The 19793-nt window shown below is 56.6% G+C and carries 19 protein-coding genes; 5 read left to right on the top strand and 14 right to left on the bottom strand.

All coding sequences use genetic code 11. The annotated features are described in order from the left end of the window. Nucleotides 1-8: 8 nt before the first annotated feature. The 6 genes from urtD to IM282_RS07435 all read right to left on the bottom strand — a co-directional run bounded on the left by urtD (nucleotide 9) and on the right by IM282_RS07435 (nucleotide 6617). Nucleotides 9-806, bottom strand: coding sequence for an urea ABC transporter ATP-binding protein UrtD (gene urtD, locus IM282_RS07460; RefSeq protein WP_023300093.1), 798 nt, complete (start codon nucleotides 804-806; stop codon nucleotides 9-11). Then, the gene (gene urtC, locus IM282_RS07455) at nucleotides 806-1879 is read right to left on the bottom strand and encodes an urea ABC transporter permease subunit UrtC (RefSeq protein WP_192970285.1); all 1074 of its coding nucleotides are present in this window, start codon (nucleotides 1877-1879) and stop codon (nucleotides 806-808) included. The genes urtD and urtC overlap by 1 nt, the downstream gene beginning before the upstream one ends. Continuing rightward, the gene (gene urtB, locus IM282_RS07450) at nucleotides 1879-3453 is read right to left on the bottom strand and encodes an urea ABC transporter permease subunit UrtB (protein ID WP_192970284.1); all 1575 of its coding nucleotides are present in this window, start codon (nucleotides 3451-3453) and stop codon (nucleotides 1879-1881) included. The genes urtC and urtB overlap by 1 nt, the downstream gene beginning before the upstream one ends. 22 nt (nucleotides 3454-3475) lie before the next feature. Next, nucleotides 3476-4747, bottom strand: coding sequence for an urea ABC transporter substrate-binding protein (urtA, locus tag IM282_RS07445; RefSeq protein ID WP_022648096.1), 1272 nt, complete (start codon nucleotides 4745-4747; stop codon nucleotides 3476-3478). A gap of 199 nt (nucleotides 4748-4946) precedes the next feature. Next, on the bottom strand, nucleotides 4947-6050 hold the full coding sequence (locus IM282_RS07440) for a cobalamin-independent methionine synthase II family protein (protein ID WP_192970283.1): 1104 nt from the start codon (nucleotides 6048-6050) through the stop codon (nucleotides 4947-4949). A 156-nt stretch (nucleotides 6051-6206) separates the two neighbouring features. After that, complete coding sequence (locus tag IM282_RS07435; protein WP_023300088.1) at nucleotides 6207-6617, bottom strand: rhodanese-like domain-containing protein; 411 nt, start codon at nucleotides 6615-6617, stop codon at nucleotides 6207-6209. Nucleotides 6618-6690: 73 nt separating this feature from the next. Between IM282_RS07435 and ftrA the strand changes: the two genes are divergently transcribed. Next, on the top strand, nucleotides 6691-7689 hold the full coding sequence (gene ftrA / locus IM282_RS07430) for a transcriptional regulator FtrA (protein WP_058646652.1): 999 nt from the start codon (nucleotides 6691-6693) through the stop codon (nucleotides 7687-7689). Between the two features lie 148 nt (nucleotides 7690-7837). On the opposite strand, the gene IM282_RS07425 is transcribed toward ftrA, so the two are convergent. Next, complete coding sequence (locus tag IM282_RS07425; RefSeq protein WP_015570547.1) at nucleotides 7838-8200, bottom strand: hypothetical protein; 363 nt, start codon at nucleotides 8198-8200, stop codon at nucleotides 7838-7840. Between the two features lie 242 nt (nucleotides 8201-8442). On the opposite strand from IM282_RS07425, the gene IM282_RS07420 reads away from it, so the two are divergent. After that, nucleotides 8443-8676 (top strand): DUF2554 family protein, encoded by a 234-nt coding sequence (locus IM282_RS07420; RefSeq protein ID WP_022648092.1) that lies wholly within the window; start codon nucleotides 8443-8445, stop codon nucleotides 8674-8676. Here IM282_RS07420 and IM282_RS07415 read toward each other — a convergent pair. Both IM282_RS07415 and IM282_RS07410 read right to left on the bottom strand, forming a co-directional pair. Beyond that, nucleotides 8673-10637, bottom strand: a complete 1965-nt coding sequence (locus IM282_RS07415; protein WP_058646654.1) for a U32 family peptidase — start codon at nucleotides 10635-10637, stop codon at nucleotides 8673-8675. The two genes, IM282_RS07420 and IM282_RS07415, sit on opposite strands and share 4 nt — an antisense overlap. Nucleotides 10638-10717: 80 nt before the next feature. Then, nucleotides 10718-11245: a helix-turn-helix domain-containing protein gene (locus IM282_RS07410; RefSeq protein ID WP_032624275.1), complete on the bottom strand. Its 528-nt coding sequence runs from the start codon at nucleotides 11243-11245 to the stop codon at nucleotides 10718-10720. 71 nt (nucleotides 11246-11316) lie between these two features. Here IM282_RS07410 and IM282_RS07405 point away from each other — a divergent pair, with 71 nt between their 5' ends. Beyond that, a complete protein-coding gene (locus tag IM282_RS07405) occupies nucleotides 11317-12504 on the top strand; it encodes a benzoate/H(+) symporter BenE family transporter (RefSeq protein WP_370553636.1) in 1188 nt (395 codons plus the stop codon). On the opposite strand, the gene IM282_RS07400 is transcribed toward IM282_RS07405, so the two are convergent. Then, complete coding sequence (locus IM282_RS07400; RefSeq protein ID WP_022648088.1) at nucleotides 12484-13356, bottom strand: helix-turn-helix domain-containing protein; 873 nt, start codon at nucleotides 13354-13356, stop codon at nucleotides 12484-12486. The two genes, IM282_RS07405 and IM282_RS07400, sit on opposite strands and share 21 nt — an antisense overlap. 174 nt (nucleotides 13357-13530) lie before the next feature. On the opposite strand from IM282_RS07400, the gene IM282_RS07395 reads away from it, so the two are divergent. Continuing rightward, nucleotides 13531-14427, top strand: a complete 897-nt coding sequence (locus tag IM282_RS07395; RefSeq protein WP_045308102.1) for a DMT family transporter — start codon at nucleotides 13531-13533, stop codon at nucleotides 14425-14427. Between the two features lie 33 nt (nucleotides 14428-14460). Here the strand turns inward: IM282_RS07395 and IM282_RS07390 are convergent, their stop codons facing one another. Beyond that, nucleotides 14461-15135, bottom strand: a complete 675-nt coding sequence (locus IM282_RS07390) for a DUF3313 domain-containing protein (protein ID WP_022648086.1) — start codon at nucleotides 15133-15135, stop codon at nucleotides 14461-14463. A gap of 135 nt (nucleotides 15136-15270) precedes the next feature. Further along, complete coding sequence (locus IM282_RS07385) at nucleotides 15271-16866, bottom strand: ABC transporter substrate-binding protein (protein ID WP_038416040.1); 1596 nt, start codon at nucleotides 16864-16866, stop codon at nucleotides 15271-15273. Nucleotides 16867-16977: 111 nt separating this feature from the next. Between IM282_RS07385 and pepT the strand changes: the two genes are divergently transcribed. Further along, nucleotides 16978-18207: a peptidase T gene (pepT, locus tag IM282_RS07380; protein WP_023306176.1), complete on the top strand. Its 1230-nt coding sequence runs from the start codon at nucleotides 16978-16980 to the stop codon at nucleotides 18205-18207. Here the strand turns inward: pepT and tehB are convergent. Both tehB and tehA read right to left on the bottom strand, forming a co-directional pair. Next, nucleotides 18204-18797 (bottom strand): tellurite resistance methyltransferase TehB, encoded by a 594-nt coding sequence (gene tehB / locus IM282_RS07375; protein ID WP_023300079.1) that lies wholly within the window; start codon nucleotides 18795-18797, stop codon nucleotides 18204-18206. The two genes, pepT and tehB, sit on opposite strands and share 4 nt — an antisense overlap. Beyond that, entirely contained in the window at nucleotides 18797-19792 is a 996-nt protein-coding gene (gene tehA / locus IM282_RS07370) for a dicarboxylate transporter/tellurite-resistance protein TehA (RefSeq protein ID WP_192970282.1), read from the bottom strand. Before tehA ends, tehB begins: the two co-directional genes overlap by 1 nt. Nucleotide 19793 lies beyond the last annotated feature (1 nt).

Here is a 19793-nt window from a genome sequence, read left to right as displayed (position 1 = left end):
CCCTCTCCTTAGCGTCCCAGATAGACGTCAATCACCTGCTCATTGGCCTGTACCTCGCGAAGCGAGCCTTCGGCCAGTACGCGCCCCTGATGCAGCACCGTGACGTGGTCGGCGATGGTCTCGACGAAGCCCATATCGTGCTCAACCACCATCAGCGAATGCTTGCCTGCCAGAGTTCGGAACAGCTCGGCTGTGTATTCCGTCTCTGCGTCGGTCATACCGGCGGCGGGTTCGTCCAGCAGCAACAGATGCGGATCCTGCACCAGCAGCATGCCGATCTCCAGAAACTGCTTCTGCCCGTGGGAAAGCAGCCCGGCGCGGCGATCGCGCTCGCTGCCAAGCCGCAGCAAAACCAACATCTCGTCAATGCGGTCGCGCTGCTCGCCGCTGAGTGTTGCCCGCAGGCTCGCCCAGACGGACCTGTCGGCTTTCATGGCGATTTCGAGGTTTTCCCCTACGGTCAGCGCTTCAAACACGGTCGGCTTCTGGAACTTACGGCCAATGCCCTGACGGGCAATGGCCGCCGGTTCAAGGGCTGTCAGATCGATGGACTGATCGTAAATAGCCTTCCCGCTTTTTGGCCGGGTTTTGCCGGTGATCACGTCCATCAGCGTAGTTTTACCGGCGCCGTTAGGGCCAATGATGCAGCGCAATTCTCCAATGCCGATATTAAGTGAGAGATCGGTCAACGCCTGAAAACCATCGAAACTGACGTTAATGGCCTCAAGCTGCAACACCGGATCGGTCTGCTCACGGTAACGATCGCCCGGTAGCTGGCGGGTAAAGAGTCCTTCAGAGGGCTGCATTAATTATCTCCCTTACGAAACAGACCGAACACGCCGCGCGGTAAAAAGAGCGTCACGACGATGAAAATCAGCCCAAGAAACAGTTGCCAGTACTCCGGCATCGCCACGGTGAAAAAGCTCTTCGCACCATTGACCAGCGCCGCACCAATCACCGGGCCTACCAGGGTGCCGCGCCCGCCCAGCGCCACCCAGATAGCCGCTTCAATCGAGTTGGTCGGCGACATTTCACCCGGGTTGATAATACCCACCTGCGGAACGTACAGCGCGCCCGCCAGACCACACAGTACGGCGGAAAGCGTCCAGACCAGCAGCTTGAAGCCGCGCGGATCGTAGCCGCAGAACGTCAGACGGTTTTCCGCATCGCGCACCGCCGTTAAAATGCGGCCAAATTTACTCTTCGCCAGGGCGTAGCCTGTGCCCAGGGCCAGAAGCAGCAGCATGACCGTTGCGAGAAACAGCGCGATCCGCGTGGTAGTCGCCGTAACGGAAAACCCGAGCAGCGTGGTAAAGCCGGTAAAGCCGTTATTGCCGCCAAAACCGGTTTCGTTGCGAAAGAACAGCAGCATGCCCGCATAGGTCAGCGCCTGGGTCATGATGGAAAAATAGACCCCTTTTATCTTCGAGCGGAAAGCAAACCAGCCGAAGACCAGCGCCAGCAGGCCGGGGATCGTCACGATTAACACCAGAGCCCAGGCGAAATGCTGCGTTCCCCACCAGAACCAGGGCAGTTCGCTCCACGAGAGAAACGACATAAACGCGGGCAGCCCGTCCCCGGCCGCCTGGCGCATCAGGTACATGCCCATCGCATAGCCGCCCAGGGCGAAGAATATGCCGTGCCCCAGCGAGAGCATACCGGCATAGCCCCAGACCAGATCGAGTGCCACGGCGACAACCGCGTAGCAGAGGATCTTGCCGATGAGCGTCAACATCCACGTCGAAACGGCCAGCGGATGCGTTGCGGGTAACAGCGCGAGAAAAGGCAGCACCAGCAGCGCCGCAACCAGCAGACTGCCAAAGATTTGCGCGGTGCGCGGTGCCCTGCGCGCCAGTGTTAAGGTCAATGGCTGGCTCATCAGTCTGTCACCCTCCCTTTAAGTGCGAATAACCCCTGCGGACGTTTCTGGATAAACAGAATGATCGCCACCAGAATCAGGATCTTGCCCAGCACGGCGCCCATCTGCGGTTCAAGAATTTTATTGAAGATCCCCAGACCAAAGGCCGCCGCGACGCTACCGGCCAGCTGGCCGACGCCGCCGAGCACCACCACCAGGAACGAATCGATGATGTATCCCTGGCCCAGCTCCGGCCCCACGTTCCCCAGCTGGGACAACGCCACGCCGCCCAACCCGGCAATGCCGGACCCGAGGCCAAATGCCAGCATATCTACCCGTCCGGTGGGAACGCCGCAGCAGGCCGCCATGCTGCGGTTTTGCGTCACCGCCCGCACGTTGAGACCCAGACGCGTTTTGTTCAGAATGAGCCAGGTGAAGAACAGCACCAGCAGTACAAAGCCGAGCACCACAATACGGTTCCAGGGCAGCGTCAGGTTGGCGAAAACCTGCACCCCGCCGGACAGCCATGCCGGGTTAGCGACCTCAAGGTTCTGAGCGCCAAAGGTCATGCGGACCAGCTGGATAAGCATCAGGCTGATCCCCCAGGTGGCGAGCAGGGTTTCCAGCGGGCGGCCATAAAGATGGCGGATCACCGTGCGCTCCAGCACCATCCCGATGCCTGCGGTCAGGCAAAACGCCACCGGCAGCGCCACCACCGGATAAAGCGCCAGCCACTGAGGCATCCACTGCGCCATTGCCTGCTGCACCATCCAGGTGGCATACGCCCCGAGCATCAGCATCTCGCCGTGGGCCATGTTAATCACCCCCAGCAGACCATAGGTGATAGCCAGCCCGAGCGCGGCCAGCAAGAGTACCGACCCCAACGACAGGCCCATGAAGGCCTGCCCCAGCAGTTCGCCCCACATCAGCCGGTGCTGAATACGCTCCAGGCTCTCAGCGGCGGCGGCACGTACCCGTGCGTCCGGCTCGGTTTGCGTTTGGGTGAACGGCGTCAGCGTGGCCTGCACGTCCGGATCGTCAGACTGTCCCAACAGCTCAACAGCCTTGAGCCGTACTTCAGCCTGTGGGCTCGTCAACTGGAGGTTTGCCAGCGCCAGCATCAGCGACTGTCGGGTGACGTCGTCCGTTTCGCTACTGGCCCGCTGTTGCAGAAAGCCGAGCATATCCGACTGGGCGTCACGCTGAAGTTGCCGCGCGGCATGACGCCTTTCTGTGACACTGTCACTGACAAGCTGATGCGTCGCCAGCGCCGTGACGGTTAACACGCGCAGTCGGTTGGTCAGCCGCACGGCTTTGGTCGTGCCTTCAGCGCTTTTTGCCGCGCCCAGGGCAACCATTTCGCCGTCGATGCGGGTAAATGCCTTCTTCTGGCTGTCGGTATAAAGGTTCTCCTGTTGCAACGCCTTAAGCAGCGGCAAACGTGCAGGTTCCGGCGTGGCTGCCCAGCGGGTCAGCATGGCGGTTTGCTGGCTGCGGCTAGCGGCAACGAAATCATCGGCATCCGATGCCTGCGCCATCCCTGGCAGCAGTCCGGTAAGCCACACAATCGCAATCATCATGCGTATGGCGTTCATGACGTCTCTCCCTGGTGGTGGCTTAGTTGCTGGCGGTTTTCATCGGCTGGTCAGGCTTTTTGTCATTCCCGGCGATAAACGGGCTCCACGGCTGAGCGCGTACCGGCTGTTCGGTTTGCCAGACGACGTTGAACTGGCCGTTGCCTTCAATTTCACCAATCATGACGGGCTTATGCAGGTGGTGGTTGGTGGCGTCCATGGTCAGCGTAAAGCCGGACGGCGCGTTGAACGACTGGCCCGCCATTGCCGCGCGCACTTTGTCCACGTCGGTTGTTCCCGCTTTTTCAACCGCCTGCGCCCACATATGCAGGCCAACGTAAGTCGCTTCCATCGGATCGTTGGTGACCACGGTATCGGCATTCGGCAGCTTATGGGCTTTCGCGTAGGCTTTGTAAGCCGCGACAAAGGTCTGGTTGGTCGGGTTGTCGACGGATTCAAAGTAGTTCCACGCCGCCAGGTTACCCACCAGCGGTTTGGTATCAATGCCGCGAAGTTCTTCCTCGCCCACCGAGAACGCCACCACCGGCACGTCCGTGGCTTTCAGCCCCTGGTTCGCCAGTTCTTTATAGAAAGGCACGTTGGAATCACCGTTGATAGTGGAGACCACCGCCGCTTTGCCGCCCGTGGAGAACTTTTTGATACTGGCGACAATGGTCTGGTAATCGCTATGACCAAATGGGGTGTAGACCTCTTCAATATCTTTATCTTCAACGCCTTTCGAGTGCAGGAAGGCGCGCAGGATCTTGTTAGTAGTGCGCGGGTAAACGTAGTCCGTACCCAGCAGGAAGAATCGCTTCGCGCTGCCGCCGTCCTCGCTCATCAGGTACTCCACCGCCGGGATCGCCTGCTGGTTAGGCGCCGCGCCGGTATAGAAGACGTTAGGTGACATCTCTTCACCTTCATACTGCACCGGATAGAACAGCAAACCGTTCAGCTCCTCAAAAACCGGCAGAACCGATTTACGCGATACGGAGGTCCAGCAGCCAAACACCACGGCGACCTTATCCTGGCTCAGAAGCTGGCGGGCCTTTTCGGCAAACAGCGGCCAGTTGGATGCCGGGTCAACCACCACCGGCTCCAGCTTTTTCCCGAGCACGCCGCCTTTAGCGTTGATTTCATCGATGGTCATCAGGGCGACATCTTTCAGGGGCGTTTCTGAAATGGCCATCGTGCCGGAGAGAGAGTGCATAATCCCGACTTTAATGGTCTCTGCGGCCTGGACGCCAAAGCTCATTCCCATGGCGATGACGGAGGCGGACAAGGTGAACGCTTTAATAAAGGTACGACGGTGCATATTTTCACTCCTGAAAAGAAAGCTGTGCGAAGACGTCCGTTACCGCCGGACGCAGAAAAAAGTAACGCCAGTTTCAGGAGAGCAAAAACAGTGCCAGGTTGCAGAGACAGGATTTTAAAGGGATCGTAGAGAGGAGTGACGGGAAACGACTCAGAATGGTACAGCGCTGCACTGTAATAATGCAGCGCTGTAAACGGCGTTACCAGACGTCGCTGGCGATTTGCGTCACCAGGCGAACTTTATCCCACTGCTGGGCTTCGCTCAGGCTGTTACCCTCTTCCGTAGAAGCAAATCCGCACTGCGGGCTGAGGCAAATCTGCTCTTTCGCCACGTAGCGCGCAGCCTCTTCCAGACGCGCTTTCACCCCTTCCGGGTTCTCCAGTTCACCGTGTTTGGTGGTGATCAGCCCCAGAACCACCTGCTGTTTACCCGGGCGCACAAAACGCAGTGGCGCGAAGTCCCCGCTACGGTCGTTGTCGTACTCCAGGAAGAACGCGTCGACGTTCACCGTGCCGAACAGCACCTCCGCCACCGGCTCATAGCCGCCCTCGGAAATCCAGGTTGAGCGGAAGTTGCCGCGGCAGACGTGCAGCCCGACGGTCAGATCGTCCGGTTTGCCCTCCAGCGCCTTATTCAGCACCCGGGCATAGGTCCGGGCAAGTTCGTCTGCATCGTCACCGCGCTCGCGGATCTGGCGGCGCTGGTCCTCCGAACAAAGATAGGCCCAGACGGTGTCATCCAGCTGCAGATAGCGGCAGCCTGCATCGTAAAAGGCCCGAATGGCATCGCGCCAGGTGGTCGCCAGATCGTCAAAGTAATCCTTCAGATCCGGGTAGACCGTAGCATCAATATCCTTGCGGCCACCGCGGAAGTGCAGCACGCTCGGGCTCGGAATGGTCATCTTCGGCTGTGCATTACCGCTAATGCTTTTGAGGTAGCGGAAATCTTCCAGCATAGGATGATCGCCGAAGCCCAGTTTGCCCGTTACGCGCACGCCGTGGGCTTTGGTCTGCACCCCGTTGAACTGAATGCCCTGCTGGGAATCATAACGCTCCACGCCCTGTAGCCCGTCAAAGAAGTCAAAGTGCCACCAGGCGCGGCGGAATTCACCGTCCGTTACCACATGCAGACCGCAGGCGCACTGCTGCTCGACAACATGACGAATGGCCTCGTCCTCAACCGCGCGAAGCTGCCCGGCATCGATTTCACCGCTGGCAAATTGCAGACGGGCCTGTTTAATGGCATTCGGGCGTAAATAACTGCCGACTACATCGGCGCGGTACGGGGCATGGTGTCGCTGCATGGAAATCTCCTCTGTCTGTCGGCGTTAATTGCCCACAGTGATAATTCATCTCTTGAATCTTTAGACTTCTGGATGTCTAAACGTCCTGAAAAGATGTCATACCGGCTCGCCGCCGACAAACGAGAAAATTTCATCTGTGTTGAAATAAATTCATGTTCACAGAGCGGGTGATGAAGATCCTGCAAACGCGAACCGCTCATCTTCCCAGCCGGTCATGCCCCCGAGCATAATCTTAACCGGCAGACCCAGACGCGCCAGCTTTAGGGCCGCCCTGTCCGCCCCGTTGCAGTGCGGGCCTGCACAATAGACGACAAACAGCGTGCCCTCCGGCCACGCTTTCATCCGCTCTGCGGTGATCTGGCTCCAGGGTAAATGCAGCGCGCCGGGCAGATGCCGCCGGGCAAAATGTTCAGGCTTTCCGACAACGTGCAGCAGAACAAAGTCCTGCTCACCGCTGGATACCGCATGATGGACATCGGCGCAGTCCGTCTCGACACTCAGACGACGCAGAAAATGTCCCACAGCTTCCTGCGGCTCAGCAGCCGGAAATTCAGTAACATAGCTCATGAATCTTCCTCATTTGTGGTGTTTGTGTTAACACTACTCTATCCCTTAATTCAGCCCATGAATGCGTCCGCCTATGCCAGAAAACAGCAAAAAGATGACAAACTTAAGACATCCCTCGCCGCGCGCGATCGTGCTGGCATATGACGGTTTATGTACCTTTGAGTTTGGCGTGGCGGTAGAAATCTTTGGCTTGCCGCGCCCGGAGATGGGCGATGACTGGTATCAGTTTGCCGTGGCGAGCGTGGATGATGGCGAACTCCGGGCAACGGGCGGGATCCGTATTCTGGCCGATGGCGATCTGGGTCTGCTGGAGACGGCGGATCTGGTTGTCGTTCCCGGCTGGCGAGGGCTGGACGAACCCGTACCGGAAGCGCTCTGCCAGGCGCTCCGCGCGGCGCATGCCCGCGGCTGCCAGCTACTCTCGATCTGTTCTGGCGTTTTCGTTCTGGCAGCCTCAGGCCTGCTTGACGGGCGGAAGGCAACCACCCACTGGCGCTACACGCAAGCGCTGAAAACACGCTATCCCGCCATTACCGTGGTCGAAGATGTGCTCTACCAGGACGAAGGCGACATTCTCACTTCCGCCGGAAGCGCCGCGGGGATTGATCTGTGCCTGCACGTGGTGCGCCGGAATTATGGTATGGAAGTGGCAAACCGCGTGGCGCGTCGGCTGGTGATCCCGCCCCATCGGGACGGCTCGCAAACCCAGCAGCTTAGCCGACCGGTGGCTCAGTTGCGGGAGAGCCAGCGCCTCGGCCAGTTGTTTGATTATCTTCACCAGCATCTGGCTGTTTCCCATACCGTCGAATCGCTGGCCCTGCGGGTGGGTATGAGTCAGCGCACCTTTCTGCGCCGTTTCCAGGACGCGACCGGAACAACGCCCGCGCGCTGGTTATTGACTGCGCGATTGCAGCGGGCAAAAGATTATCTCGAAAACAGTCGGCTCAGCATCGACAATATTGCGGAACAAACCGGATTTGGACAAAGCGCCACGCTGCGCCACCATTTCCGGCAGCAATTTGCGCTTTCACCCGCGCAATATCGCAAACAATTTTTACAGCCGGTACGATAAACGGGCAAAAAAAAACCGCCATAATCTGGCGGTAAATGCTTGCATGGATAGATTTGTATTTTGGTATCTACGCTCCGGTATTCCATACCGGGATGTGGATCACCTGCAATCTACCACTGTGAGCCTCAACGAAGCATAAACGAATCGATTAACCCGCTTTGGTATTAATTTGCAGATAACGCATCAGCCCCTGCTCTGCACTCTGGCGGGCATCATCATTAATCGCTTCGAGATAAAACGCACGAGAGACCCCATACGGCGCCTGCTCGGATGGGTAAACAGCGAACTGGAAGGTTTTGCCCCTCGCCTTATTGGTACAGCCCAGCTCCCAGCGATCTTCACTTACCTGGGTGCTATTACATTCGACACGTCCGTAATCGCTGGTTAAATACGATCCGACACGGCTTTTTGCTGACTGAATATATTCTGGTTCTTCATTTGAATAGATGCTGGCCGCAGCACCCACCGCAACCACTACGCCCAGAAGTGATAGCACGATTATTTTTTTCATTTATTCGATCCAATCCTTAGCCAGAAAAATCTTATTGTAAATGATTTCCCAATAAATCTAGCTTCTCTTTGCATACCAGAAATGGGAGTTTACAACGGCGATATTGCTTTTAAGAATAGTCTTAAGTGAGTTTTATGGCGACCACAATTTTTGACAGTCTATTTTCTCAAATTTAAAGAGTCGAATAATTACTCTATGAAATTATCCCTACGATGACCGTAGCGTATTTTCGGGGGTAAAAGATGTTCAGAAAAGGCTTTTCGCTACTGCTGCTGATTAGCGCCCTGTTCTCGGGTCAGATTATGGCGGAACACAAAGGGCATGAATTTCTGTACGTGAAAAACGCCGACCATCAGCTTCGTCATGAAGCTGACAGCGACGAGTTACGCAGCGCGGCAGAGGAGTCTGCGGAGGGGTTGCGCGAGCACCATGCCTGGCAGAAATCGCGCAAACCGGATACCCACTCTGCGGGTTAGCTGCCTTTACGCTTCGGCAGGGTCTTCATCAAATCGTCAGGGCTGACGGAGGCCACAATGCTGCCCGGAGACGGCATTTTGAAGATGTGATTCTTCATCTTGCCGATAACGTGCATTTCACACGGACGGCAGTCAAACTTCAGCGTCAGTACTTCATCGCCATTCACCAGCTGCATCGGCGTCGCTTTCCAGCTTTTAATATTGCCTTTCGCCTGTTTCGGACAAAGGTTAAAGGCAAACCGCAGGCAGTGTTTGGTGATCATCACCGGCACATCGCCCTTCTCTTCATGCGCTTCATACGCGGCGTCAATCAGTTGCACGCCGTGACGATGGTAAAACGCACGCGCTTTGTGGTTGTAAACGTTCGCAAGGAAAGAGAGATGCGTGTCCGGGTAGACCGGCGCAGGCACCGCTTCGGCCTTACGACTGCCGCGCGGATAGTTTGCCAGGCGTGCTTCATCCAGCATCTCAGCCGTTTCACGGCGGAACTGGTTCAGCAGGCTGTTCGGCACGAACAGCGCATCCGGCAGATTCACCTCAATATTGCGCGCATAATAAATGGTCTGCCCGAGCTTCGCTACGCCATCCTTGAGGTTGCTAAGCGCTTTCTCCGCATTGTTCGCCACCTCGAACAGGCCGTCGAGCGTATGCGTCACGCTGATGCCGTCTTCGCAGGTCATGGTCAGGATCAGCTGCTCTTCCCAGCCACCCAGCGCGATATCCACCGCAATGCGACGCTCGCTGGAGGTCTTGAGCAAGGCCTGCTGCCAGTTGTGATCCAGGTTACGGTTCAGCGCCGCATTCGGGCGGGCTTTGTAAAGGTCGGCAGGCATTTCGTTCGGCCAGACGCGATAACGATTTTCGCCGGTTTTCTCCACCGTATTGGCGCGAAAACCAACCACTTCACGTTTGATCATCACGTTGAGACCATCGCCGTTCGCCAGCGGTTCTGTAACCTGAACGTCAAGATGATCCTTCGCCACTTTCAGCACTTCACCCACCGGCAGACCAATAAACTTCGGTGAATCGAACGCGCCAATGTCCCCTTTGCGCGCATTAACGAAATAATCCGTACTGCCGCGGTGGAACGTTTTGTCCGTCGATGGAATAAAGAAATGCTCTGTACGACCGGCGGACGCGCGCGCCAGGTCACCGCGATCGTCGATGATGGCATCCAGCATCTGACGATAATGGGCGGTGATATTTTTCACGTAGCTCATATCCTTGTAGCGGCCTTCAATTTTGAAGGAGCGTACGCCGGCATCGATCAGCGCGCCGAGGTTTGCCGTCTGATCGTTATCTTTCATCGACAGCAGGTGTTTTTCGAATGCCACCACGCGGCCCTGATCGTCTTTCAGGGTATATGGCAGACGGCAGGCCTGAGAGCAGTCGCCGCGGTTAGCGCTGCGCCCCGTCTGGGCGTGAGAGATATTACACTGCCCGGAATAGGCCACGCAAAGCGCACCGTGGATAAAGAATTCAATGGTCGCGTCGGTGGCCTGGTGGATATCGCGGATCTGGTTCAGGTTCAGCTCACGCGCCAGAACAATCTGCGTAAACCCGACGTCTGAAAGAAACTTCGCCTTCTCAACGGTGCGGATATCGCACTGGGTGCTGGCGTGCAGCTCAATTGGCGGGATATCCAGTTCCAGAACACCCATATCCTGAACGATCAGAGCGTCAACGCCGGTCTGGTAGAGATCGGTAATAAGACGCTGCGCGGGCTCCAGCTCATCATCATGAAGAATGGTGTTCAGGGTCACGAACACCTTCGCCCCGAAACGGTGGGCGAACGGTACCAGTTCGGCAATGTCGCGCAGGCTATTGCTGGCGTTATGACGGGCACCAAAGCCTGGGCCGCCAATGTAGACGGCATCCGCACCGTGAAGAATGGCTTCACGGGCAATGGCGGCGTCGCGGGCCGGGCTTAGCAGTTCAAGATGATGGGGGTGCAGGCGCATACTTCGTCGTTATCCGTTATGGTCAAAATGGCGGCTATTGTAGTCAGAAGTCTGTGCCAGTGAAACCGTTTTGCGACGCTTTAGCGGGGATAATGGATCAGAGAGTGAAAATGCACCGTCCGGGTGCTGCTGTTGCGGTACGCGTGCGGTTTATCTCCGGCAAAACGCACGCCTGAATCAGCGTATAGAGTACGCCAGACACCGTCGATATGCATATCCAGCTCACCGCTTATCACCACCACGTGTTCAATCACCCCGGCTTCGTGCGGCGTGGACTCACTCAGCGCGCCGGGCGACAGGGTGATGGAGAAATGGTCGAACTTAAGCTGTTCATCCCAGGGGAAAAGCGGTTTCACCACCATCGCCTGCTGCTGCGGATCGAACACCGCCTGCGGTTCGCTCTCTGGAGTGATAAACGCCGAAAAAGGTACGTTCAGCCCGGTGGCAATTTTCCACAAGGTTGAGACCGTCGGGCTGGACTCATTGCGTTCGATTTGCCCAAGCATCGCTTTCGACACGCCCGTCTCTTCCGCCAGTTTCGACAGGCTCCAGCCCCGCGCCTGACGCAGCGCTTTCAGTGTGGTTGCCAGATGTTGAGTGATATCCATGGTTCCTCCCGTTGCAGCAAAGCATACCACTTGTACGCTATAGCGCACAGTGATACCTTATCCCGGACGCTATAACGCACAACGGAGTTCACATGCGATCGACTGCCTCTCTCTTTCCTGCCGTGCTGGCTGGTTTTGTTGCCGTTCTGGTGGGCTACGCCAGCTCTGCCGCCATTATCTGGCAGGCGGCTGCGGCGGCGGGCGCCAGTACACAGCAAATCGCCGGATGGATGACCGCGCTGGGGCTCGGGATGGGGATCAGCACGCTTGCATTGTCGTGGTGGTATAAAGCCCCGGTGCTGACCGCCTGGTCGACTCCTGGCGCGGCGCTGCTCGCCACCAGCCTGCAAGGCGTGACGCTGGCGGAAACCATAGGGGTATTTATATTTGCGAATGCGCTGATTCTGCTGTGCGGCGTCACTGGCCTGTTTGCCCGGTTGATGAAACTGATCCCGCACTCGCTTGCCGCCGCTATGCTGGCAGGCGTGCTGTTACAGTTTGGCCTGAAGGCATTCAGCAATCTTGAGGGACACGTGCTTCTTTGCGGCAGTATGCTGGCCGCCTGGCTGGTGGCTAAAGCCGTGGCGCCCCGGTATGCCATTGTCGCCACGCTGCTGGTGGGGGTGTTCGTGGCCTGGGCTGGAGGTGACGTTGTCACGAATAAAATGACGTTATCGGTGATCATGCCGGAATTCATTGCCCCTGCGTTCACCTTCACCAGCCTGATCAGCGTCGGCTTACCCTTCTTCCTGGTGACCATGGCGTCGCAGAATGCGCCCGGCTTCGCCACCATGCAGGCATCGGGCTATCCGCTGGCGGTCTCACCGCTGATCGTTGCCACCGGCGGGCTGGCGCTGCTGTTGTCCCCCTTCGGCGTCTATTCCATCTGCATCGCCGCCATCACCGCCGCCATCTGCCAGAGCCCGGACGCCCACCCGGATGCCAGTAAACGCTGGCTGGCAGCGGCGGCCGCAGGTGGGTTTTATCTGCTGGCGGGGGTGTTCGGCGGGTCGATTTCGGGGCTGATGGCCGCCCTGCCGCTGAGCGGCATCCAGACGCTGGCCGGGCTGGCCCTGCTCGGCACTATCAGCGGGAGTTTGTATCAGGCACTGAATCATGAAGCAGAGCGCGACGCGGCGATCGTCACCTTCCTGATGACCGCCAGCGGCGTCACGCTCCTGGGAATTGGCTCCGCTTTCTGGGGGCTGGTGCTGGGTGGGATCTGTTACGCTGTCTTCTCACGCCTTCGCCGCGCGTAGCTGTGACGGCGTGATGCCGGTCATGCTACGAAAACGGTTACTGAAATGGCTGGCGGAGTTAAATCCGCAGGCCAGCGCGATGTCGGTGAGCGGCGTGGTCGTGTGCTGAATCAGCGCTTTGGCCTTCTCCATGCGGCGCTGCATGACGTACTGATGCGGCGCCAGCCCCATCGACTGGCGGAACATCCGCGCAAAGTGATACTCACTGAGTGCGGCCTGGCCCGCCAGTTCCGCCAGCGTTAAGGGTTGCGCCAGATTTTCCTCGATAAAGGCCAGCACGTTGCGCAGCACAAACGGTGATAACCCGCCGGTCACCACCGGTAACTTCCACTGGACGCTGGAATAGTGCTGGACCAAATGCGTCAGCAATAAGGTCGACGCAGTGCTCAGGGTGAGCTGATTGGCGTTTTGCTGCCAGTCGCAGCCGAGCAAAAACTGGCGATAAAGGGCGGTGATTTTCGGATCGCTGCCGAAGATTTTTTCCTCCAGCGTCAGCGATAGCGGTCGTTTATCCCAGATTTTCTCCCCCACGTCCCGCAGGTGTTCATCGGTGCAGTAGAGGTGCACGAACGACAGGTCATCACGAATATCCCATGTGGATTCGCTCTCTTCCGGCATCAGACAAAAACGGTCCGGCCCGCCGCCATTTTTCCAGCCACCCGGCGTTTTTTGATAGCTTTCATAGCCATCCGCCACGTACAGGCTAAGGGTGTGATGGTTGCTTTTCACGGTGATCGTATCGTGCTTGTTGTACCACGCCGCCAGTTGAATGCCAGTATTGAGCGCGACGGTTTCCCGCAGCACTGCATTTTTTTGGCGTAACGTTTCAAAGGTGTCGTAAACGAGAGACATGGCCGTAAACAGGTGATTAATCAGACTGTCAGTCTAAGAAGTGTTGCAGCCTGTTACCAGCCATTGTGCGAGAAAAAAGCGCAAGAATTTGCAAGTCCGGCGCAAGGCGATGAAAGCCGGGGCCCCCTTCTTTCGCCACACTGTTGTTTTGCGCGGTATGAGAAGAGAGACACCATGAACGCATTACTCTATGGGCTGGTTGTTGTTATCTGGGGCACGACCTGGATCGCCATTTTTTTACAACAGGGGCCGGTTGCAGCGCCGGTCTCCATTTTCTGGCGCTTCGCCGTGGCCAGCGCCACGATGATGATCGTCCTGGTCGCCCTTCGTCGCCTGCGAAGGCTGGCGCTGCGGGATCATCTCTATTGCATGCTTCAGGGTTGCTGCGTTTTCTGTTTCAACTTCTGGTGCTTTTATACCGCCGCCGCCCATATCAATACCGGCCTTGAGTCGGTGATTTTCTCGATGGCCGTACTGTATAACGCCATCAACAGCTTTATCTTCTTCGGCCAGCGTCCACCCGCGCGCTTCTGGACGGCGGCAGCGCTGGGGCTTATCGGGATCATTACCCTGTTCTGGAACGATCTGCTCGCCAGCGGCTGGAGCGCGTCATTGCTGACGGGCATCGGGCTTTCCGCCCTCGGCACCTACGGCTTCTCGCTGGGGAATATGATCAGCATGCGTCATCAGCGAAACGGGCTGGAAACCATGACCACCAACGCCTGGGCAATGCTGTATGGCACCGTCGTGATGGGCCTTATCGCTCTCTTCAGGGGCGATAGCTTTATGCCGGAATGGACGGTGAGCTATATGGGGGCGCTGCTCTATCTTGCGCTGTTTGGCTCGGTGATTGCCTTCGGCGCCTACTTTACGCTGGTAGGCCGCATTGGTCCCGGTAAGGCCGCGTACAGCACCCTGCTGTTCCCGCTGGTGGCGCTGTCGATTTCAACGGTGTACGAGGGTTACGTGTGGCATATCAACGGGATCGTCGGCCTGCTGTTGATATTGGGGGGAAATATGGTGATGTTTACGAAACCGGAAACCTGGTTCCGCCGCCTGCTGACGGCATAAAATAACGGCCTGCGTAAATGCAGGCCGTTTTTATTATTTTGCTGTCTGATGGACATCAAACATGGTGGCATCGGTCGCCATATCATCCACAACCTGTTTCAGTGTGGCGAATCCCAACGGCGTGTTCTCGTTGGCAAGCTCTTTACCTTCACCTTTACGAACAACTTTAACTACCGGTTTGTTCGTGGCGGCATCAATCAGCTCACCTTCAAAGAAAAGATGCGTATCCATGGTGCGATGGCCAGTTGCCATCTGCGTACCCGCAACCAGCAGCGCGACGGGCACCACTTCATAGAACTGCAAACCTTCTTTCTCTGAGCTCACACCCGTGATGGCGCCGCGGAAGATCAGGCTATGTTTGCCCGGCGTCGTCACAATTGGCTTACGCTGGCCAATCGCGTTTTTTAATGTGTTATTGGTGTAACTCAACAATTCATCAAGCGTTTTTTGCCCAAGCTGTGTGGTTGGCTTTGGTGTCGGATAATAGGTTATCGGGGTCCAGATAATACTGTCGTAGTTCGCCGGATCATAGGAAGGATCGACCCAACGCAAGGTTGGTTTCCCGGTTGCTGATGTCATCTCCTGCAAGTCAGAGTAATCTTTTAAAAAGCCTGAATATTGATCGGGGGCTGCGACTTTTGACGCACAGCCAGAAAGGGCCAACAGGCCAGAAAGCACTGCAACTTTAAAAAAAGTGGAAGTACGCATGATGGAGTTCCGAGTTATCTGCAAGTATGCACTTGAAGTTATAACAAAAAACAGAGGGAAATGTTGTGGCAAAAAATGACGGGGAAGGCACAAATTGTAAAAATAGTGCCCGGACGGGATCCGGGCAGAAAAATATTACTGTTTTATATCTACCTGCCAGAACAGATGTTTGCCGAAGGGATCGATTTCATAGCCCGTGACCTCTTTTCTGACTGGCTCAAAAATGGTCGAGTGGGCAATCATAACCGCCGGCATTTGATCGTGCATCATCTGCTGCGCCTGCTTGTACAGCGCCACGCGTTTTTCGCGATCGGTTATCGATTTTGCTTCGGCAATCAGGTTATCAAACGGCTTATAGCACCATTTGGCCGAGTTCGACCCGCCGTTGGCGGACGTACAGGTAAACAGTGGTCCGAAGAAGTTATCTGGATCGCCCGTCGCCGTTGTCCAGCCCATCAGCGCAGCCTGATGCTCCCCGCCCTTCACGCGCTTCAGGTATTCGCCCCATTCGTAGGTCACGATTTTGGTCTGCACGCCTACTTTCGCCCAGTCCGCCTGGATCATTTCAGCCATACGCTTCGCGTTCGGGTTATACGGCCGCTGCACGGGCATAGCCCACAGATCGATGCTTACGCCGTTGGCAAATCCCGCCTCCTTTAACAGCGTTTTCGCTTTTTCTGGATCGTAATCGTAGTCTTTCAGCTCGCTGTCGGCACTCCAGACGCCAGGCGGCAGCAGGTTTTTCGCCGCCGTGCCGGTGCCGTGGAAGACCGCCTCAATGATGGCCGGTTTGTTAATCGCCATCGCCAGCGCCTGGCGCACTTTTACGTTATCCAGCGGCGGCTTTTGCGTGTTAAATGCCAGGAAACCGGTATTCAGACCGTCCTTGCTCATCAGGTTGATGTCTTTGTTAGCCTTCATACGCGGCAGATCCGCCGGGTTTGGGAACGGCATCACCTGGCACTCATTCTTCTCGACTTTGGCAAAACGCACCGAGGCGTCCGGCGTGATGGTGAACACCAGACGATCCAGCTTCGATTTTCCCTGCCAGTAGTCCGGGAAGGCGGTAAAAAGGATGCGGGAATCCTTCTGATATTGCGCCAGCTTAAACGGCCCGGTGCCAATCGGCTGCATATCGACCTTTTCAGGCGTGCCCGCTTTCAGCATGGCATCGGCATACTCCGCCGACAGGATGGAGGCAAAATACCACGCCAGATCGGCAACAAACGGCGCTTCCGGGTGCGCCAGGGTGAAGCGCACGGTGCGATCGTCAACCTTATCAATGGCGGTAATCAGGTTGCCGAACTCCAGACTTTCGAAGTTGGAATAACTGCCGTTGGAGACGTTATGGTAGGGATGATTCACATCCTTCTGGCGCATAAACGAGAAAATCACGTCATCCGCGTTGAAGTCGCGCGTCGGCGTGAACAGTTTATTACTGTGGAATTTCACCCCTTTGCGCAGGTGGAAGGTGTAGACCTTACCATCCTCGCTCACCTCCCAGCTTTCCGCCAGGCTCGGCACCAGTTCGGTAGTGCCCGGTTTGAAATCGACCAGACGGTTATAAACCGGTACGGCGCTGGCGTCCACGCTGGTCCCCGACGTATAGAGCTGAGGATTGAAATTTTCCGGCGATCCTTCGGAGCAATACACCAGCGTTTTTGCCGCGACGGTGGAACTGACCGTCAGCGCAGCAAGCGCCAGCGTTATCATTGTGAATGTGCTTTTCATCATTTATTCCTGTCTTTTTAATTCGACGGCTAATTACTTCTTTTGCCATTTCATAAATAACATTAAAGTGATGGCGCAAACACATGAAAAATAAATACAGAAGGAAACACTATGGGCTCAGAACTCTCCAGACAATTAACCCAACGCTTTTTCCGCTATCTCGCCATCACCAGCCAGAGCGACCCGAAAGTCAAAACCCTGCCCTCCACCCCGGGCCAGCACGACATGGCGCGGGAGCTGGCGAAGGAGCTGGAAACGCTGGGGTTAGACGATATTGTGATTGATGAGTTCGCCACCGTTACCGCCGTAAAAAAAGGCAATATTCCCGGCGCGCCGCGGATTGGTTTTATTACCCATATCGATACCGTTGACGTCGGTTTATCCCCGGATATTCATCCACAAATATTAACCTTTACGGGAGATGATCTCTGCCTGAATAAAGAAAAAGATATTTGGTTGCGCGTAAATGAGCACCCGGAAATTCTGGCTTATCCTGATGAGGAGATTATTTTCAGCGACGGAACCAGCGTATTAGGCGCAGATAATAAAGCGGCCGTCACCGTGGTCATGACGGTGCTGGAAAACCTCACCGCTGAACATAAGCATGGCGATATTGTGGTGGCGTTTGTGCCCGATGAAGAGATTGGTCTCTGTGGCGCGAAAGCGCTGGATTTGAAGCGCTTCGACGTCGATTTTGCCTGGACCATCGACTGCTGCGAGCTGGGGGAAATTGTTTACGAGAACTTTAACGCGGCGGCGGCTGAAATTCGCTTTACCGGCGTCACGGCGCACCCGATGTCCGCCAAAGGGGTGCTGGTCAACCCGCTGCTGATGGCAACGGATTTCATCAGCCATTTCGATCGCCAGCAAACCCCGGAATGCACCGAGGGGCGCGAAGGTTATATCTGGTTTAACGGCATCCAGGCCGGGCAAAACGAAGCGGTGCTGAAAGCCAACATTCGTGATTTTGACAAAGAGGGTTTTGCCGCCCGCAAGCAGCAAATTGCCGATGTGGCAGCGCGGATTGCTGCGCAGCATCCCACGGCAAACGTGGAGTATCGCATTGAAGATACCTACAGCAATATTAGCAATGCGATTGGCGAAGACCGCCGCGCGATCGACCTGATGTTCGAGGCGATGGAATCGCTCGGTATCACCCCAAAACCGATCCCCATGCGCGGTGGCACGGACGGGGCGGCCCTGTCAGCCAAAGGCTTGCTCACCCCGAACTTCTTCACCGGCGCCCATAACTTCCACTCGAAGTTTGAGTTTTTACCGCTGTCGTCGTTCGAGGCCTCCTGTCGCACGGCCCTGCAACTCTGTCTGCTGGCCGCGCGTTAAGCGGGCTTGCGTGCGAGCATGGTGGCGAAGCGCAGCTTGATTCGGTTCCCGTTGGCATCGGTACGGTGGAGTTCCCCCACCTCTTCGTTGTACTTGATCAGCTCCCAGCCTTCGTAGTAGTGGCTCAGTTCACCGGTCTTGAAGGCAAACGGGAAACCGACGGTACACGGATAATCCTCCGTATCCATGGCGGCAACGATCAGGTTATAGCCGCCTGGTTTAGTGCAACGCTGCATATTGGCGATAAGACCAGGGATGGTTTTTGCTTCGAGAAACATCAACACGACGGTGGAAAGAATAAAGTCGTATTCGCCGTCAAAGGTCAGGTTGTTCAGATCCTTTATCGCCGTTTGCAGATTCGCGATCCCTTCCGCCGCCTTAATGCGCTCGATGTTATCGATGCTCATCGGGTTTTTATCCCACGCCGTCACGTCATAGCCGTTGGCAGCGAGGTAGAGGCTGTTACGGCCATTTCCGCAACCGAGATCGAGCGTTTTTCCCGGCTTAACAATGTCCGCGCTGAGCAGGACCTCTGAGTGCGTGCGGGTCAGCCCATATTTCTCAGTAAAGTAGTTTTCATCGACAGTCATTATTTTTCCTCAGATTGCATTAGCAGTGCCTTATCAGCGCGCACCAGAAGTTTGCCCTGCATCAGCAAGATAAAAGTACGGACCAGCAGCATCGCGATGATGATGTTGGTGAAAATAAACAGGGGAACCGCGAGGGCATGAAAGAACCCTGACGGACTGCTCTGCCCCAGATGTAAACCGGTGGTCGCCAGCGCCGACACCCCGAACGAGAAGCTCCAGAACGACACGTTGAACGGCTGCGACAGATACCACGGCATCAGACGCAGCATAAACAGGAGTTGCAACAGACCATAGCCGAAAAGCATTTTGGCGAAGGTGTCCGCTTCGCCGCCGTTGACGCTAAACCAGGCGCTACAGGCCACCAGGGCAGGCGCAAGCTGGATCCCGAGCGAAGTACGAAGCGCCGCGGGCAGTTCGCCCACGCTGCGCAGGCGTTGCAGAATGACCGGCTCGAGGCTCAGCCAGGAAAAGACCCCGGCACCAAGGAACACCAGCCCCGCATCGTGGAAACCCAGCGCACCGCAGGCCATGGCGCTGATAAAATTGTTCGCCACCGTCGGCAGATACAGTCCCGGCGTCGTGGCCTCTTCCGGATGCTTACCGCGCCACAGCCCGGCGCTTTGCCAGGCGGCATACGCAAGCTGGATCACCACGCCTACGCTAAACAGCACCAGCGACACTGGTCGGCACCACGGCACAAAGCCAATGGCCACCAGTAGCGTTGTGGCAGGAAACAGGCTGACAAAACTGCTCATTACCGGATGCCGCATCTCGGCCAGCACGCTATGTGGAAACCGTACCGCACGGGTAAGAAACGCCACGCTCAGCAGGAACCAGATCGCCACCGCCAGCGCCACCAGGATCTCGCCCGGCAAGCGCGTCACCGGCCAGATAGTACCGGCATAACGCCAGGCGAACCCCATACCTATGGTACCCAGAACCATACCGAAATAACCGGCGGGCAAGTTAAGAACGCGTTGGTCTTGGTTATGCATT

The organism is Enterobacter cloacae complex sp. P29RS (assembly GCF_014893445.1).
GTDB lineage: Bacteria > Pseudomonadota > Gammaproteobacteria > Enterobacterales > Enterobacteriaceae > Enterobacter > Enterobacter intestinihominis.
Note: the sequence above shows the minus strand (reverse complement) of the source record. Positions and strands in the feature narration are given on the sequence as shown.

Coding starts and splice junctions, on each gene's coding strand:
- urtD (WP_023300093.1), bottom strand. CDS start 806: ATGCAGCCCTCTGAAGGACTCTTTACCCGCCAGCTACCGGGCGATCGT.
- urtC (WP_192970285.1), bottom strand. CDS start 1,879: ATGAGCCAGCCATTGACCTTAACACTGGCGCGCAGGGCACCGCGCACC.
- urtB (WP_192970284.1), bottom strand. CDS start 3,453: ATGAACGCCATACGCATGATGATTGCGATTGTGTGGCTTACCGGACTG.
- urtA (WP_022648096.1), bottom strand. CDS start 4,747: ATGCACCGTCGTACCTTTATTAAAGCGTTCACCTTGTCCGCCTCCGTC.
- IM282_RS07440 (WP_192970283.1), bottom strand. CDS start 6,050: ATGCAGCGACACCATGCCCCGTACCGCGCCGATGTAGTCGGCAGTTAT.
- IM282_RS07435 (WP_023300088.1), bottom strand. CDS start 6,617: ATGAGCTATGTTACTGAATTTCCGGCTGCTGAGCCGCAGGAAGCTGTG.
- ftrA (WP_058646652.1), top strand. CDS start 6,691: ATGCCAGAAAACAGCAAAAAGATGACAAACTTAAGACATCCCTCGCCG.
- IM282_RS07425 (WP_015570547.1), bottom strand. CDS start 8,200: ATGAAAAAAATAATCGTGCTATCACTTCTGGGCGTAGTGGTTGCGGTG.
- IM282_RS07420 (WP_022648092.1), top strand. CDS start 8,443: ATGTTCAGAAAAGGCTTTTCGCTACTGCTGCTGATTAGCGCCCTGTTC.
- IM282_RS07415 (WP_058646654.1), bottom strand. CDS start 10,637: ATGCGCCTGCACCCCCATCATCTTGAACTGCTAAGCCCGGCCCGCGAC.
- IM282_RS07410 (WP_032624275.1), bottom strand. CDS start 11,245: ATGGATATCACTCAACATCTGGCAACCACACTGAAAGCGCTGCGTCAG.
- IM282_RS07400 (WP_022648088.1), bottom strand. CDS start 13,356: ATGTCTCTCGTTTACGACACCTTTGAAACGTTACGCCAAAAAAATGCA.
- IM282_RS07395 (WP_045308102.1), top strand. CDS start 13,531: ATGAACGCATTACTCTATGGGCTGGTTGTTGTTATCTGGGGCACGACC.
- IM282_RS07390 (WP_022648086.1), bottom strand. CDS start 15,135: ATGCGTACTTCCACTTTTTTTAAAGTTGCAGTGCTTTCTGGCCTGTTG.
- IM282_RS07385 (WP_038416040.1), bottom strand. CDS start 16,866: ATGAAAAGCACATTCACAATGATAACGCTGGCGCTTGCTGCGCTGACG.
- pepT (WP_023306176.1), top strand. CDS start 16,978: ATGGGCTCAGAACTCTCCAGACAATTAACCCAACGCTTTTTCCGCTAT.
- tehB (WP_023300079.1), bottom strand. CDS start 18,797: ATGACTGTCGATGAAAACTACTTTACTGAGAAATATGGGCTGACCCGC.
- tehA (WP_192970282.1), bottom strand. CDS start 19,792: ATGCATAACCAAGACCAACGCGTTCTTAACTTGCCCGCCGGTTATTTC.